Here is a 15,923-nt window from a genome sequence, read left to right as displayed (position 1 = left end):
TCGCCGGTCGCCGGTCGCCGGTCGCCGGCGCCGTAGCGGCCAGCCCGCACCGCCCTCGTCGTGCCGGTCCGGCGACAGGATCAACAGCTTCACGTCTTCACCGATTTGCGTGCAGAAGCTCGAGTCCGCCGCCAGTCGACCGGGTCGCGATTCGGGGTAAATGCGCACCTTCACAGGGGAAGCGTTCCGGCCCTGCTGTGGCGCGACCGCTGTTTCACGCTTCAGCCGAGGAGCCGGACCCATCCATGCGGATCAGGTTCGCTTCCGCGTTGGATATCGACGAGCCTGGCGCGCAATTGTGCCGTGGTGGCTCCAATGCCGCCATCCCCGTGCGTGAAGGTGCCCGTCTTGTAATGGACCTTGCCGATCGCCGCGACCACGGCCGCGGTGCCGCAGGCAAAAGCTTCCCTGAGCTTCCCGCTATGTGCATCTGCACGCCAGTCGTCGAAGCTATAGGGCCGCTCCTCGACGACGAGACCGGCATCGCGGGCAAGCGCAATGATCGATGCACGCGTGATGCCCGCCAGGATTGTGCCGAGCGGCGGGGTCACGATGCGATCCTCGAGCACGAAGAAGATATTCATGCCGCCCAGCTCTTCGACCCAACGATGCTCGGCAGCATCAAGAAACACTACCTGGTCGCAATCATGCCTGATCGCTTCGGCCTGGGCGAGCAGGCTCGCGGCGTAGTTGCCACCGCACTTTGCGGCGCCTGTACCTCCTGGCGCCGCGCGCGTGAACTGCTCGGACACCCATAGATTGAGTGGTTTCCCACCACCCTTGAAATATGGACCGGCGGGCGATGCGATCACACAGAATATATACTCCGCGGCGGGACGTACGCCGAGGAACGCCTCATTGGCGAACATGAATGGCCGCAAATAAAGGCTGCCGGGACCTTCCGGGATCCAGTCGCGGTCGATTTCCACGAGCTTCTCGACCGCAGTGAGGAAGATCGCTTCGGATATTGGTGGCATCGCCATTCGCTCAGCGGACTTCCGGAAGCGACGCGCGTTTTCTTCGGGCCGGAACAACGAAATGCGACCGTCCGCGGTGCGATATGCCTTCATGCCTTCGAAGATCTCCTGCGCATAATGCAGGACAGCGTTCGCGGGATCGATCGGGAACGGCTCACGCGCGCGAACCTCGGCGCTGTGCCAGCCCTTTCCCTCACTCCAGCGGATCGTGACCATGTGATCTGAAAAGAATTTGCCGAAAGCCGGGTCGACCAACAGGTCGGTCCGGGCTGCCTTCGAAAGGCGCCGCTTATTGGGTGATACGACGAAGGCGGGCATGTCGGTCATAGCTCATTCCTCTTTCACAAGCCGAGGCGTTTCATCTCGCCGCGCGGCGCATCGCCCCGCCGGGGTGAAGGGTCTCTCGGCTCAACATCGATTGGCCGCGGGTCCATGGCTTCCAGGTCGGTCCGCTAGATGATCTCGATCGCAACCGCAGTAGCCTCGCCGCCGCCGATGCAGAGCGCTGCAACGCCGCGCGTCTTTCCACGCGCCTTGAGCGCGGCGACAAGCGTCGCCATGATCCGGGCACCGCTCGCCCCGATCGGGTGACCAAGTGCGGTCGCGCCGCCATTCACATTGAGGCGCTCGTGCGGGATTCCCAGGTCGAGCATGGCGATCATCGCCACCGCCGCAAAAGCCTCGTTGATCTCGAAAAGATCGACCTCGGCGATCTCCCACCGGGCCTTGCGCAGGAGCTTGCGAATGGCGTCAACCGGTGCGGTGGCGAATGATGCTGGTGCCTGGGCATGGGCGGCGGTCGCGACGATCCTGGCTTCCCGCTTGAGGCCAAGACGCTCTGCCACATCCTGCCGTGTCATCACGAGGGCTGCGGCCCCATCCGAAATCGAGGCCGCGCTTGCCGCCGTGATCCTGCCGTCGGTCGCGAATGCGGGCTTGAGCGCCGGTATCCTGTCCGGATTGGCCTTGCCCGGCTGTTCGTCCTCGGCGACGATGATGACGCCGCCGCGGACGGGCACCGGAACGGGGACAATCTCGTCAACAAAAGCACCGCTGTTGATTGCCGCATTGGCACGCCCCAGGCTTTCGATTGCATAGCCGTCCATATCGGCCCGCATGAATCCGTAGCGTCGCGCCGTGTCCTCCGCGAACGCGCCCATCGGCTTGCCGCGATCATAGGCGTCCTCCAGCCCGTCCATCATCATCGTGTCGATGACGCGGCCATGGCCGATTCTGGCTCCCGTGCGATGTTTGGATAGCGCATAGGGTGCGTTGGTCATGCTCTCCATGCCGCCCGCGACGATGATATCGGCATTGCCCGATGCAAGGGCTTCCGCGGCCAGAATCGCGGCCTGCATGCCGGAACCGCACATCTTGTTGACCGTCGTCGCTTCAACCGATTGAGGCAGGCCTGCGCCCAGCGCTACCTGGCGTGCCGGCGCCTGGCCGAGCCCGGCTGGCAGGACACAGCCCATATAGATCCGGTTGATGGCCCCGGGCGTGACGCCCGAGCGCTGGACGGCCGCCTCCACCGCAACGGCGCCGAGCTCGACCGCGGAGAGCTTCGCGAATGCACCCTGGAATCCGCCCATGGGGGTTCGCGCATAGCTGCAGATGATGATGTCGGACATGGTGGGGATCCTCAGAGTGATCGAGCGATGACGAGGCGCTGGATGTCGGAGGTGCCCTCGTAAATCTGGCAAACGCGGACATCGCGATATATCTTGGCCAGCCCGAATTCCTCCAGATAGCCATAGCCGCCAAGCGTCTGTATCGCCCCTGAGACAATGTCTTCAGCGGCTTCGGAGGCGAAGAGTTTGGCCATTGACGCCTGTTTGAGGCAGGGTTCCCCCGCATCTTTGAGCGCAGCAGCATGGAGCACGAGCTGGCGCGCTCCCTCCAGCCGCGTTGCCAGGTCCGCCAGCCGAAAACCCACGGCCTGGTGCTCCATGATGGGCCGACCAAAGCTTTCGCGCTCCCTGGCGTAGCTGATCGCGATCCCGAGCGCGGCCTGGGCCATTCCGACGCTCTGCGCTGCGATGCCGATCCGGCCGGTCTCGAGATTTGAAAGGGCGATACCATAGCCCGCGCCTTCAGCGCCGAGGCGGAGTTCGTCTTCGATGAACACATCCTCGAAACGGATCGCGCAGGTGTCCGATGCGCCCTGGCCAAGCTTATGCTCGACCTTGTCCACAAAATAGCCGGGCCGGTCGGTCGGGACGAGGAAGCCGGTGATCCCGCGCTTGCCCGCTTGCGGATCGGTCACCGCATAAACGATCGCAAGGCTTGCGATGCGGCCCGAGCTGATGAACTGCTTGGCGCCGGTTAGCCGATATCCACCATCCACCCGCTCGGCGCGGGTGCGCATTGCGGTCACGTCCGACCCGGCATTGGCCTCGGTCAGCGCGAACGCTCCGATGGCGCGGCCGGCGATCAGGTCCGGAAGGAAGCGCGTGCGCTGCTCCTCGGTTCCATCCTTGAGCAGCGCCGACACGATCAGGCTGTTCTGGATCGACAGGATGGTGGAGAGCGCACCGTCCGCCGCTGCAATTTCGATCAACGCCAGCGCATAGCTCAGATAGTCCGCGCCGGCGCCGCCAAATTCCTCCGGCGCGGTCATGCCCATCAGGCCGAGCCCGGCAAGCTGCTCGAACAGGCCGGCCGGATAGCCTCCTGCGGCTTCAAAACCAGCACTGTGTGGACGGATTTCATGTTGTGCGAATTGCCGCACCATGGTCTGGATGGCAGACTGGGTCTCGGTCAGAATTGTCATTGTTATGCTGCCATCTCGATGATTTGCGCAGGGGTGTCGGCCAGCAGGTCCAGGCGCGTGCGAGCATATTCAGCCAGTGCCTTTTCCTTGACCGGGCCGTAGCCGCGAACACTTTCGGGCAATGCGGCAAGGGCGGTCACCTTCGGGATGCTGGCCTTGTCGATCGACGCGCACAGCCTCTCGATCGTCGCGAGATACTCGTCGCGCACCGCACGTTCGGCCAGGCGCTCCCGCGTGCGGCCGAACGGATCAAAGCTGGTGCCGCGCAAGATCTTGCCGCGGGCCAAGATGCTGAGCAGGGGGAATATCCACGGGCCGAACTTGCGCTTTGCGGGGCGGCCTGTGCGCGGATCGCTTCGCGACAAAAGGGGAGGGGCGAGCCATATCGAGAGCCGCTTCGTTTCGGCGAACTGCGCCTTCAGCATGTGACGGAATTCCGGTGCGCCATATAGCCGCGCCACCTCATATTCGTCCTTGTACGCCATCAGCTTGAAGGCATTGTTCACGACGGCGCGGAGCAACACCTCGCCTTCGGCGCCGAAGGCGGTTGTTGCGTTGCGAACGCCGTTCACGAGCCGCTGGTATCGTGCGGCATAGGCTTGATCCTGATACGCAAGGAGATCCGCCGCCCGGCGCGCGATGGCCTCGCCAATGCTCTCTTCCGGAGGCCGCTGAGGCGCTGCGATTCCGGCGACTGTCTCGACCAGCGCGAGGTCGACCGCCGCCAGACGGCCCCATGTGAAGGCGCGCCGGTTGAGGCCGACGGCAGCGCCGTTCGCCACAATTGCTGCGTCGAAAGCGGCGGCGGAGAGGGGCAGGAGGCCTTTCTGCCAAGCATAGCCCAGCAGCAGGACATTGGCCGCGACATTGTTCCCGAACAGCCCCTCGGCGATGCGCGTCGCACCAAGAAGATGGCCGTCCGTGCCAGCCTTGCCGAGCAGGGTATCGATCATGCGCGCAGTCGGCAGCGTCGCATCCCGGTCGCTGACCATATCGGCTGTGGGGGTCTCGTCGCTATTGAGCACGATCGCGCTTCGCCCCTTTGCAAGCCTGGCGAGCGCATCAGGACTGACCGCCGCCACCATGTCGGTGGCGAGGAGCAGGTCAATCTCACCAGCGCTGATGCGGACGGCGTGGATCGCGGTGTTGGCCGGCGCGATACGCACCTGACTCACCACGGCGCCATTCTTCTGCGCGAGGCCCGTGAAGTCCAGCACGCTGGCCGACAGGCCATCGAGGTGCGCGGCGGTGCCCAGCAGCGCGCCGATCGTCAGCACGCCCAGTCCACCGATACCGGCTATATAAACATTGTAGACCGCGTCCGGCGCGCACGGCACGGGGTCAGGCAAGCCAGGAAAGTGCAGCCGTTCGACCGCGGCGATGCGCACCTCGTCCGGTTTGCGCAATACCGGCCCGTCAATCTCGACAAAGCTTGGACAGAAGCCTTTGACGCACGAAAAGTCCTTGTTGCACGCTGACTGGTTGATCTTGCGCTTGGTACCATATGGAGTCGGGAGCGGTTCAATGGAGATGCAGTTGGACTGGACCGAGCAGTCACCACAGCCCTCGCAGACCAGCGGATTTATGAAAAGGCGTCGATCCGGGTCGGGAAAGTCGCCGCGCTTGCGGCGACGCCGCTTCTCCGCAGCGCAAGTCTGCTCGTAGAGGATCGCGCTGACGCCGGCTACGTCACGCAGTTCGCGCTGAACGGCCTCCAGCCTGTCGCGATGGACCGGACGCAATCCGCCCGGCAGGGTGCCCCATTTGTCAGGGTCGTCGCTCACGAACCGTACATCGCCGACACCCTCGGCGACGAGCTGAGCCACAATCCGGACCGGATCAAGCGCGCCTTCGGCCGGCTGGCCGCCCGTCATCGCGACCGCATCATTGTAGAGAATCTTGTAGGTGATGTTCGTCCCGGCTGCGATGGCCGCGCGGATCGCCAGCAGCCCGCTATGCTGATAGGTGCCGTCGCCGAGATTCTGGAAGACATGTCGCGTGTCGGAAAAGGGAGCCGCACCGACCCATTGCATGCCCTCGCCGCCCATCTGGCTGAACGTCGAGGTCTTGAGCTCGGGCACCGACAGGGCCATCACATGACAACCAATGCCGCCGCCGCTGATCGAACCCTCCGGCGTCCGCGTCGAGCTGTTATGGGGGCAACCGGAACAGAAGAAGGGCTTGCGTGCCGGGAACGGGATTATCTCGCCTCTCCGGGCACGTGCCTGAAGCGTCTCGAGGCGATCCGCCAGGCCAACGGGATCACCATCGGCATAGTGCCGGACAAGTGCCGTCGCGACCATCAGCGGGGTGAACTCGGAGATGGTCGGCAGCAGCAGCCTGCCTTGCGCATCCGTCTTGCCCGAGACGAACATTGTCCCGGATAATCCGTTGAACAGGGCCGCCTTGATCTGGTTCTCGACGATCGGCTGCTTTTCCTCGACCACGAAGATTTCGTCGGTATCCCCGGCGAACGCGACCAGCGGGTTCGTCGCCAGCGGCCAGCTCATCGCCACCTTGTAGATCGACAGCCCGAGCGCTTCGGCCTCGGTCTCACCGATTCCGAGCAGCTCCAGTGCCTGCATCAAATCCTGATGTGCCTTGCCGACCGTGACCACGCAGAGCCGCTTGCGGCGGCTCTCGAAGATGGCCGTGTCGATGCGATTGGCCGTGGCCCAGCCGATGGCCGCCGGCAAGCGCTCTTCGATCTGACGGCGCTCGAGCTCGGCGCGCTGGGCGGGCCACTGGATGCGCCGGTCCCAGCTGAGGCCATGTGCCGGGATCAGGTCGGCAGGCGAGATATACCCGGGACAGGGATTCGGCAGGTCGAAGCTGGCCGCGCTCTCGACCACCTCGGCGATCGTCTTCAAACCCACCCACAGGCCCGAGAAGCGTGAAAGTGCGATGCCTGCGAGGCCCAGACTGAGGATCTCCGACACATTCGCCGGCTGCAGGATCGGCATCAGCACTGACTGGAAGATGCCGTCGGTCTGGTGCGGGAACATCGACGATTGCGCGGCGTGGTCGTCGCCGGCCACCGCCAGCACGCCCCCCAAGGGCGACGTGCCGATCATATTCGCATTGCGAAATACGTCGCCGCTGCGATCGACGCCCGGACCTTTGCCGTACCAGATGCCGAATACGCCATCGACCCTGGACGGGCCGAAGGCCTTGTGCATCTGGGCGCCCCAAAGGGCCGTCGCCGCAAGATCCTCGTTCAACCCGGGCTGGAAGAGCACATCGTGCTGTTCGAGATACTTCTTCGCTTTCCAGAGCTGCTGGTCATAGGCACCAAGTGGTGAGCCACGGTACCCCGAGACGAGGCCGGCGGTGTTCAGACCATGTTTGCGATCAAGGCGGCGCTGCATGAGCGGCAGGCGAACCAGCGCCTGGATTCCGTTCATGAATACGGGGCCTGTCTCCGCGTTATAAATGGCGTCCAAGCTGACGACCCGGTCTTGCTGCATAACCCTCTCCTCGCGCACGAGGATATCGCAGGTCGCGCAGCAAGGGTTGCCATATATGCCTATCTGAAACCCGTGATATTGGTATATTCTACCAATAATGACACTCGAGGTAGGCAAATGAACCAGGAACGTGCGCTTGATGCGCTGGATATGAAAATCCTGCGCCGACTCAGCGAAGATGGTCGCATCACATGGAAGGACCTTTCCGACGAGATCGGTCTGTCATTGACTCCGACGGTACGCCGCGTGCGTGCGCTGGAGGAGGCGGGGTATATCACGGGCTATTTCGCGCGACTCGACGAGCAGCGTCTGGCTGGCGGAATGATCGTCTTCATCAACGTGACCCTTGAACGGCAGGTCGGGGAAGCTCTGGAAATCTTCGAAAGATCAGTCTCCGAACTACCCGAGATCATGAGCGGATTCTTGATGTCAGGCGGATCGGACTATCTGTTGCGGGCGGTCGTGCGTGACCTCGACCATTATCGCGACCTGCTCGAGAGCCTGACCCAGGTGAAGGGCGTAGCGCATTTGCAAAGCAGCTTCGCGCTCAAGTCCTTTATCAACCGGCCCTCGCTGATGCTGCAGAAGCCGGGCCACCCCGCCGGCCGGCGAGGGGGAAGCTGATTGCGGTTATGGCAAAGATAGCCTGGCACTGCCGGCGCGGTTCTGCTCGATGAATCTGGCAACGTCATCGTGCATAATTTTCAATGAGTCCTCGTTGAGATAGACCATGTGCCCGGATGGGTAATATCGATATTCTATATTACCCTCGATGCCTGGCGGCATCGGCAGATGATGCATTTCGTACCAGCCCGAGAAATAGGGCGTCGAAAGGTCGAAATAGCCCCCCAGCAACAGGATCTTGAGATTGGGATTGCGCTTCATTGCTGATGCGAGATCCGACATGACGCTCAATCCGCCTTGATTGGAGGAGGTTGTCTGGGACCCGCTGTGGCTGAAATCGAAGTCGGGGACCGCAATGACCGGAGCGAATGTCTTGTTCTGGCCATAGCCGAGGGAGGTGCGGGCATAATCATTGTAGGTCGAGACGAATGCCGACCCGATCGAGGCGGCCAGCGGGTCATACTCCGATGCGTCCGCCAGCGGGTCCAGCACGGGGCCGACAAAGCGGGAGTCGAGATCACCTGTTGTCAGGCCTGATTTTTCCAGCAGGGCTTTCCTGAAATGCCTGACATCGATGCGAAGGTCGGCCTTCAGCACATAGTCCGGCGCCAGCCCGGTAAGCGCAGCGAACCGTGCCGCGACCACTTGCCGCCGCGCCGGATCGAGTTCCGATCCCATTTGCAGAGCCTGGGCATATTCCGTCCTGGCAAAATGTTCGACCTCCTTCAGAAAAGGTTCGAGGGTGGCAGGGCGATCGGCGCCAAGACGATGATGGTACCAGGCTGTTGCGGCATAGCTCGGTAGCGCGTTGATATAAGCCTGGTCGTCACCCGGATTGATTCCGTCGACATCGGTGTCGTAGCTGAGAACCTGTGAAAGCTGCACCATGCCGTTGAACTCGATGGCGCTCTCGCGTTGCAGCCCCTCGATTACCAGCGCACTGCGGAGCGTTCCATAGCTCTCGCCGAAGATGAAGCGTGGCGAGTTCCAGCGTTGATACCTGGACAGAAAGAGCTTGATGAACGCCTCGAAAGCATGCGCGTCGCCGTCCACGCTGCGAAAGGCGCGTTCCGCGTCCTTGCCCGAGACACGCCCGAAGCCGGTTCCGGGCGCATCGATGAACACCAGGTCGCTTGCGTCCAGCAAGCTATGGGAATTGTTCACCAGCTGATAGGGCGCGGGCGGCACATGGCCATCGCCGCCCACGGCCAGCCGCCTCGGACCAAAGGCGCCGATGTGAAGGAAGACGGTGGAAGACCCGGGGCCACCATCCCAGAAAAAGGTGATCGGCCTGTCGCCAGTCGGCGTGCCGGATTTGAAATAGGCGACATAAGACATGACCGCCTGCGCGGTATCGGTGCCGGTGTCGCGCTGGGCGCTGGCGGAGTCGCCGGAGGAGGCCGCGAGCGTTCCCGCTGTCGCCCGGTAGCTGAGCTTCGTTCCGTTAATCGTCACCGATCCCGTCGTCGTCACCTCATCGGGTCTTGCGGTTTCACTGTCCTGGATTGTGTCGCGCGTGCCGGGCGCGGTCGATGGCGCGGGCCCCGGGGCCGCGGCGTATGCCCCGCTTGCGAGACATCCTAGCGCGGCAGCGATTGCCCAGGCCTTGCTCATCCCCGGTTCCTTTTTCTCAACAGTGATTGTGTGATCGGACGCCCCATCCGCGGGCATTCCGCGCGCTCTCGTGCTCCGGCCCATCGCTCCGCGACGATCCGGACCGGCGGGTTGCAACGCATTGTCATTATGCTTCGCCTGCCTCCCGCAAGCTGGAACTGGAGACCCTTAGCGGCAGAAATATCACGCCCCTCGCGAAAATGTGTGTCTCACCGGAAATCTCTTGCCCCATAGAAAATAATCGCAAAGGTGCACGCATCGCAAGCGCCAGAATCGCCCGGGCGGCCCGTCAGCGCACCAGGCGTGCCGGCGTCGGCAGGGTCAGCCCGGAAAAAGCTGTTCGGTGAGACAAGGTGGAGGGTTGATAGTGGGGAGAATTCCATGAGGTGTTCAACCGCGGCGGGAGCGGTGATCGCCGCGCTCATGGCGGCGTCAGCTTCCGCGCAGACTGCGCAGCCGGCAACATCCACGCCGATCGGTAGCGAAATCCAGCCCGATCAGACCGCCCAGGACGGCGATATCGTCGTGACCGCGCAGAAGCGCAGCGAAAAGCTTCGCGACGTGCCTGCTTCACACGGATCGCCTCCCGGTGCGCAAGGCTCGCCGCAGGCGCGGATGCGATCGCAACAACGCTACAACAGGGGGATATTTGATGCGAATTTGTAAGAAAAAGCTCTCGTTGCTCGCCGCGGCTTCCATGCTGTCGGTGGCATCTGGCGCGCTCGCTCAGACGACTGCGCAGACGCCGGCTTCCGCAGAGTTGCCGGGTTCGAACGCGAGCGTGGTTGATGGTTCATCCGGCGACATCGTTGTGACGGCCCAGAAGCGTTCCGAACGCTTGATCGATGTTCCTGCGTCGATCAGCGTCTTGACCGGGACCCAGCTCGAAAAAACCGGCGCGACCAATCTGGTGGACTATGCCGCGTCGGTGCCTGGGATGAGCGTCAACAGTGGTGGTACGCCCGGCAAGACCAATGTGGTGTTGCGGGGCATTTCCACCGGCGATGGCGGGGCGCTGGTGGGTACCTATCTTGACGACACGCCGCTCGGTTCGAGTTCGGGTTTCGCCCGGGGCGACTCATTTCAACTCGATCTGCTGCCTTACGATATCGATCGCGTTGAAGTTCTGCGCGGGCCGCAGGGGACCCTCTATGGCGCGAGCACGATGGGCGGGCTGCTCAAATATGTGATGCGCCAGGCAAACCCCGATCGATTTGAAGCGCGCGGGGGCGGGATGGTCGAAACGACCGAAAACTCGGGCCAGCCCAGTTGGGGCGTACGCGGCATGGTCAACGCGCCGATCGTTGGCGGTTCACTCGCCATTCGAGTCAGCGGCTTTTATCAGGATAACGCAGGCTGGATCGACAATCCTCTGCTCGGCGTCCGGCACGAAAATTCCTCGACGCAAAAAGGTGGAAGAGTCGCACTGTTCTGGCAGCCGACCGACCGGCTGACATTCAAGGCGTCCGCCATGCTGCAAGACATCAAGTCCGACGGCAATGCCGCGGTGTCTGTCAATGCAACGACAATCGAGCCGCTTATCGGCCGCTATAGCCGGAATCACGCGCTCGCTGAACCGTTCAATCAGCGGCTGCGCTATTATTCGCTTACCGGAACATGGGACGCGGGTTTTGCGACGCTTACGAGCGCTACCAGCTGGTCAAAAACCCGCAACAGGTCGGTCGTGGATGAATCGGCTATCTACAGTCCGTATTTTCAGCTGTTCGATCCTGCCGCGCCGGCCAATGCTCTGTCTGCGTTCTCGGTCGACATCAATCTCGACAAATTCACGCAGGAACTTCGTCTGGCATCCCACAAGAGTGACCATTTCGAGTGGCTGATCGGCGGCTTTTATACGATCGAGCACGCTCTCAACCAGCAATCGCTCAGCGCGCTCAATCCGGACAGGACAGCGATTGCGTCGCTGACGCCGTTCGCTGTCGTATACTGGCCCACGGCCTATCGCGAAGAGTCTGTCTTTGCGAATGCGACTTATAAGTTCACGCGCTGGTTCGATATCACCGGCGGCATACGCTACAGTCACAACAAGCAGACTTACGACCAAAATCTTGACGGCGTCCTGTTTGGCGGGCCGACCCACACCGGGCTGGCGTCCGGTGCCAATATCACGACCTGGTCAGCCAGCGCGCGCCTCCGGCCCAATGACAGCTCCACATTCTATGTGCGCGCGGCGAGCGGTTATCGCCCGGGGGGGCCCAATGCACCCGTGCCCGGTGCGCCCGCGGCCTATGCCGCTGACCGGCTGACGAACTATGAGGTGGGCTACAAGGCGCTCCTGTTGGACAAGAAGCTCGATCTGGAGCTTTCCGCATTTTACATCGACTGGTCGGGTGTGCAGGTGCCCATCGTGCTGGCGACGGGCAGCACCACGGGGAATGGCGGCAAGGCCAGCAGCCGCGGTTTCGAGCTCAGCGCGCAATATCGCGTTGCACCCGGGCTCAGCGTTGGCGCCAATAGCTCCTATACCGAGGCGCATCTCGACAGCGACGTACCGGCCCTCGGGGCCTTGAAAGGCGATCACTTGCCTAACGCCGCCCGGTGGCAGGCCGCGGCACTGATTGACTATTCGCGACCGGTGTCGAGCAATGCCGAGCTCCAACTCGGCGCAAGCTATCGTTACCGGGGCTCGTCGCTGACCGGGCTCGAGAGCATTCCCAGCACCATCAGGATACCCGCGCAAAGTGTAGTCGACGCCTATGCGGGTCTGACCTTTGGTCGATTCAACGCCAGAATATATGCGCGGAATCTGTTCAACGAGCGCGCGTACACGACGTTTTTCGATCCGGATGCGACCGGAGCAGGTCTCCTTGTTCCCATTCAACCGAGAACCATCGGCCTGTCGCTCGACGTTCGTTATTGATCTCGAGAGCAAGGCCCGGGCGATCGGGCCCGGGCCTTGCTCCGTACCTTCTTCTGTTACCGCGATTCAGTCGTGTTCCGCCGAGATTCCGGCAATCCGTCCGAAATCCCGGGCCTCGCAATCGCAAAGGATCTGCCATGCCGACCGCGCCCTCCGAGCTCGCCTATATCCCGTTTGTCAGCGTCGAAAACATGATGCGGCTCGTACATCATTTCGGCATCGAGAGCGTCTTGCTGGAGCTGACCGATGCCGTGGAAAACGACTATCGCCGATGGGAGCTTTTCGAGAAGTCGCCACGGCTCGCATCGCATTCGGATCAGGGGGTGATCGAACTGATGCCCACGTCCGATGGCGAGGCGTTCAGCTTTAAATATGTGAATGGTCATCCCAGCAATACAGCCAAAGGCTTCCAGACCGTCGCAGCATTTGGCCTGCTGGCGCGCGTCGACACGGGATATCCGCTTATGTTGACGGAGATGACCTTGCTGACAGCGCTGCGAACTGCCGCTACCTCGGCGATGGCCGCGCGCCACCTGGCCCCTGCAAATGCCGAGGTGATGGCCCTGATCGGAAATGGCGCACAGGCTGAATTCCAGGCTCTCGCGATGAAGGCCGTTATTGGAATCAAGGAGGTGCGGCTCTTCGACATCGACCCGAAGGCCACGGAAAAGACCGCCCGAAACCTGCAGAACAGTGGTCTGCGTGTCGTGTCCTGCAGCAATTCGCAGGAGACCATCGAGGGAGCCCAGATTGTTACGACGTGCACGGCCGACAAGGCTTACGCCACGATCCTGACCGACAATATGGTCGGCGCCGGTATCCATATCAACGCTATTGGCGGGGATTGCCCGGGAAAAACAGAGCTCCACAAGGACATTCTTGCCCGGGCGGACACGTTCGTCGAATTTGAACCTCAAACCCGCATCGAAGGCGAAATTCAGCAAATGGACGCGACTTATCCGGTGACTGAATTCTGGCAGGTGCTGCACGGAAATGCGCCGGGTCGCCGCGATGCGCGGCAAATCACCCTGTTTGACAGCGTTGGGTTCGCGATCGAGGATTTCTCCGCGCTTCGCTATGTCTTTGACAAGTTGAAGGGCACGGATTTCTTCCAGAAGATCGACATCCTCGCCGATCCCGACGATCCGCGCGACCTGTTCGGCATGCTTCAGCGCGCGGCCTAAATGGACTCATTTTCAGCGCGGCTCGGGTAAACGCTCCGTACCTTTTTCTGTACTAAGCGAGAACGACTGATCGAGCAACCAAACTCGCTGCGGATAGGCAGTGTATCAACTTGGCAAGGGGCAAGTCGAGTGAATGCCCACGGCCTCGCCCGCTGAAAGCGCTCCGTCCAATTTGAACGAAGCGTGCTTACACTGTGGGCTTACCTACCAGATGCGAACCCGTCTCTCAGGCGGAACATAAAGGGAATCGCCGGGTCGAATACCAAACGCGACGTACCAGGCATCAATGTTTCGAACCACGCCGTTGACCCTGTATTTGCGATAACTGTGTTCGTCGCTTGTTGTCAGGCGCACGATCTCCTCGGTGGTAGCCTTCCCGGCCCAGACCTGGGCCCATCCCAGAAACACGCGCTGCTCGCCGGTCAGCCCGTTTAGCACTGGCGCGGGTTTGCCGTTCAGAGACTTGTGATACGCGTCGAGCGCGATCGACAGACCTCCCAGATCAGCGATATTTTCGCCCATGGTCACCTCAGGTTTGATATGCACGCCGGGAGCCGGTTCATAGGCGCCATATTGGGCGCCCAGCATGGCAGCCCGCGCTTTAAACGTCTCCGCATCCGCCGGCGCCCACCAGTCGCGCAGCGCGCCGGTCGCGTCGGTGCTGCGCCCTTCGTCATCGAACCCATGGGTCAGTTCGTGCCCGATGACCGCGCCGATCGCGCCATAGTTGATCGCCGGATCGGCGGCGGCGTCGAACATTGGCGCCTGCAGGATAGCGGCCGGGAAGACGATATCGTTGAGCGCGCCGCTATAGGCATTGTTCATTTGGGGTGCCAGGAGCCACTCCGTCCGGTCGACGGGCCCATCGCTACGCCTCACGCCGAATGCCCAGTCTTCTTTCAGAATAGCGCGAACGTCACCGACAAGATCGCCGCGACGGATCGTGACGTGGCTGTAATCTCGCCACTGGTCAGGATACCCCACCTTCATCACGAAGGTGTCCAGCTTCTTCAGTGCTTCCGCCTTGGTCGTCGGCGCCATCCAGTCAAGCGCGACCAGTCGATCGCGGAACGACGCCTTGATATTTTGCGCGAGATTGGTGATCCGCGTTTTCGTCTCCGGCGGGAAATAGCGCTCTACATAGAGTTGCCCGGCGGGCCATTTGAGGGTGCCGGTGCAGCGATAGCAATCGCCAGCGGCAACCGCTTCAAGCCCAAGCCGCCAGCGCGGGCGCTGCTGGACCTGACCCGCCAGCGCATGGTCGCGCATCGCGAACCTGGCTTCCAGAAAATTCCTCGAAAGATAGGGGGCCGCATTGTCGGCAACGCGAAAAGCCATCCATGCCTTCAGCGTTTCGACCGGCGTCTCCGCAACGATCTTCGCCAGCTTCGGAAATGCGCTCTTCTCCTTGACCACCAACGTCGTCTTTGCGCTCAGGCCGGCACCTGCCAGAAACTCCTTCCAGGCAAAGCCGGGCGCATCGGTGGCCAGCGTTATGGGCGTCACAGGGTTATATTGAACGGTCGGATCGCGTTGTTGCGTCCGGCTCCAGCCGGCCTGCGCGAGCTGCGTCTCGAAGGCGATGACCCGTTCCGCGGCGGCCGGCGCGTCGGGCCATTTGATCAGCGAAAGGAGCGTGGTCGCATAGCCCCTATACTGGTCGCGTTGAGGCGCGAACTTGGCTTCGAGATAATAGTCGCGGTCTGGCAGACCGAGATTGGATTGCCCGAGATAGATTGCGTAGCGATCGGGTCGCCTGAGATCGTTATCGATGCTCGCGGTGAAGGGGCTTGGGTAGAAATCCGAATTCGACTGACCCATGAGTGCCGCAAGCGCTCCGCTGTTCGATGCCTGGCGAATCGCCAGGAGCTCGGGTTCGATCGCGCGACTGCCAATCCGTTCCAGCGTGCCGGTGTCCATGAAGGCAGCATAATAGGCACCGACTTGCCCCCGCGGCGTCGTGGCTGCCGGCGGAACAGCCCGTGCCATTTCATCGAGCAGCGTGTGCAGTTGGGTCTCGGTACGATCCGTCATTTCGTTCCGGCGCGATTCCATGACCTTGTCCGCCGGAATCACGATGCGGGCGAGATAGGCGCCATTTGCCCATTGGAAAAAGTCATCGCCCGCGCGCGTACCAGGATCTCCTGCGGTGAGATCAAGACCAAAGGGCGGGTAAACGGGATCCTGCCGCGGCGCAGCGGCAACCGGGGTTACGAGACCGCCGACGACCATCAGCAAGCCGGCGACAAGACGCCGTCGCGCGGCGCTTCGACAAAGGTACCGCGTCTCCGACCTCTGCAAGCGCTCCTGTATGACGTCGTTGGGCATAGCGGCTGTCCTCATGTTTCGACCAGGTCGGAATCGAATTTACATTTTCTGTGGCGGCAGTAATGCACCATGAGA

General features: G+C 62.0%; 10 protein-coding genes. 4 read left to right on the top strand and 6 right to left on the bottom strand.

What is annotated here, in order from left to right:
* Positions 1 to 221: 221 nt before the first annotated feature.
* The 4 genes from ACZ1I2_RS01290 to ACZ1I2_RS01275 form a co-directional block, all read right to left on the bottom strand.
* Positions 222 to 1,304: a branched-chain amino acid aminotransferase gene (locus ACZ1I2_RS01290; RefSeq protein ID WP_465175372.1), complete on the bottom strand. Its 1,083-nt coding sequence runs from the start codon at positions 1,302 to 1,304 to the stop codon at positions 222 to 224.
* Positions 1,305 to 1,429: 125 nt separating this feature from the next.
* On the bottom strand, positions 1,430 to 2,608 hold the full coding sequence (locus tag ACZ1I2_RS01285; protein WP_465175373.1) for an acetyl-CoA C-acyltransferase: 1,179 nt from the start codon (positions 2,606 to 2,608) through the stop codon (positions 1,430 to 1,432).
* A gap of 11 nt (positions 2,609 to 2,619) precedes the next feature.
* A complete protein-coding gene (locus ACZ1I2_RS01280; RefSeq protein WP_465177200.1) occupies positions 2,620 to 3,744 on the bottom strand; it encodes an acyl-CoA dehydrogenase family protein in 1,125 nt (374 codons plus the stop codon).
* Positions 3,745 to 3,752: 8 nt separating this feature from the next.
* Positions 3,753 to 7,217 carry an indolepyruvate ferredoxin oxidoreductase family protein gene (locus tag ACZ1I2_RS01275; RefSeq protein WP_465175374.1) on the bottom strand — a complete coding sequence of 1,155 codons (3,465 nt, stop codon included), beginning with the start codon at positions 7,215 to 7,217 and terminating at the stop codon, positions 3,753 to 3,755.
* A 117-nt stretch (positions 7,218 to 7,334) separates the two neighbouring features.
* On the opposite strand from ACZ1I2_RS01275, the gene ACZ1I2_RS01270 reads away from it, so the two are divergent.
* A complete protein-coding gene (locus tag ACZ1I2_RS01270) occupies positions 7,335 to 7,841 on the top strand; it encodes an Lrp/AsnC family transcriptional regulator (RefSeq protein ID WP_465175375.1) in 507 nt (168 codons plus the stop codon).
* Positions 7,842 to 7,847: 6 nt separating this feature from the next.
* On the opposite strand, the gene ACZ1I2_RS01265 is transcribed toward ACZ1I2_RS01270, so the two are convergent.
* A complete protein-coding gene (locus ACZ1I2_RS01265; protein ID WP_465175376.1) occupies positions 7,848 to 9,455 on the bottom strand; it encodes a S10 family peptidase in 1,608 nt (535 codons plus the stop codon).
* A gap of 408 nt (positions 9,456 to 9,863) precedes the next feature.
* On the opposite strand from ACZ1I2_RS01265, the gene ACZ1I2_RS01260 reads away from it, so the two are divergent.
* From ACZ1I2_RS01260 to ACZ1I2_RS01250, 3 genes are all read left to right on the top strand, one after another.
* Positions 9,864 to 10,121 (top strand): hypothetical protein, encoded by a 258-nt coding sequence (locus tag ACZ1I2_RS01260; protein WP_465175377.1) that lies wholly within the window; start codon positions 9,864 to 9,866, stop codon positions 10,119 to 10,121.
* Complete coding sequence (locus ACZ1I2_RS01255; RefSeq protein ID WP_465175378.1) at positions 10,108 to 12,336, top strand: TonB-dependent receptor; 2,229 nt, start codon at positions 10,108 to 10,110, stop codon at positions 12,334 to 12,336. The genes ACZ1I2_RS01260 and ACZ1I2_RS01255 overlap by 14 nt, the downstream gene beginning before the upstream one ends.
* Before the next feature lie 137 nt (positions 12,337 to 12,473).
* Positions 12,474 to 13,520, top strand: a complete 1,047-nt coding sequence (locus ACZ1I2_RS01250; protein WP_465175379.1) for an ornithine cyclodeaminase — start codon at positions 12,474 to 12,476, stop codon at positions 13,518 to 13,520.
* A 204-nt stretch (positions 13,521 to 13,724) separates the two neighbouring features.
* On the opposite strand, the gene ACZ1I2_RS01245 is transcribed toward ACZ1I2_RS01250, so the two are convergent.
* The gene (locus ACZ1I2_RS01245; RefSeq protein ID WP_465181556.1) at positions 13,725 to 15,848 is read right to left on the bottom strand and encodes a M13 family metallopeptidase; all 2,124 of its coding nucleotides are present in this window, start codon (positions 15,846 to 15,848) and stop codon (positions 13,725 to 13,727) included.
* Between the last annotated feature and the right edge of the window lie 75 nt (positions 15,849 to 15,923).

The sequence above is a fragment of the Sphingomonas sp. BL-S-29 genome, from assembly GCF_055521495.1.
The sequence above is the reverse complement of the archived record's forward strand: the minus strand, read 5'-3'. Positions and strand labels throughout refer to the sequence as shown.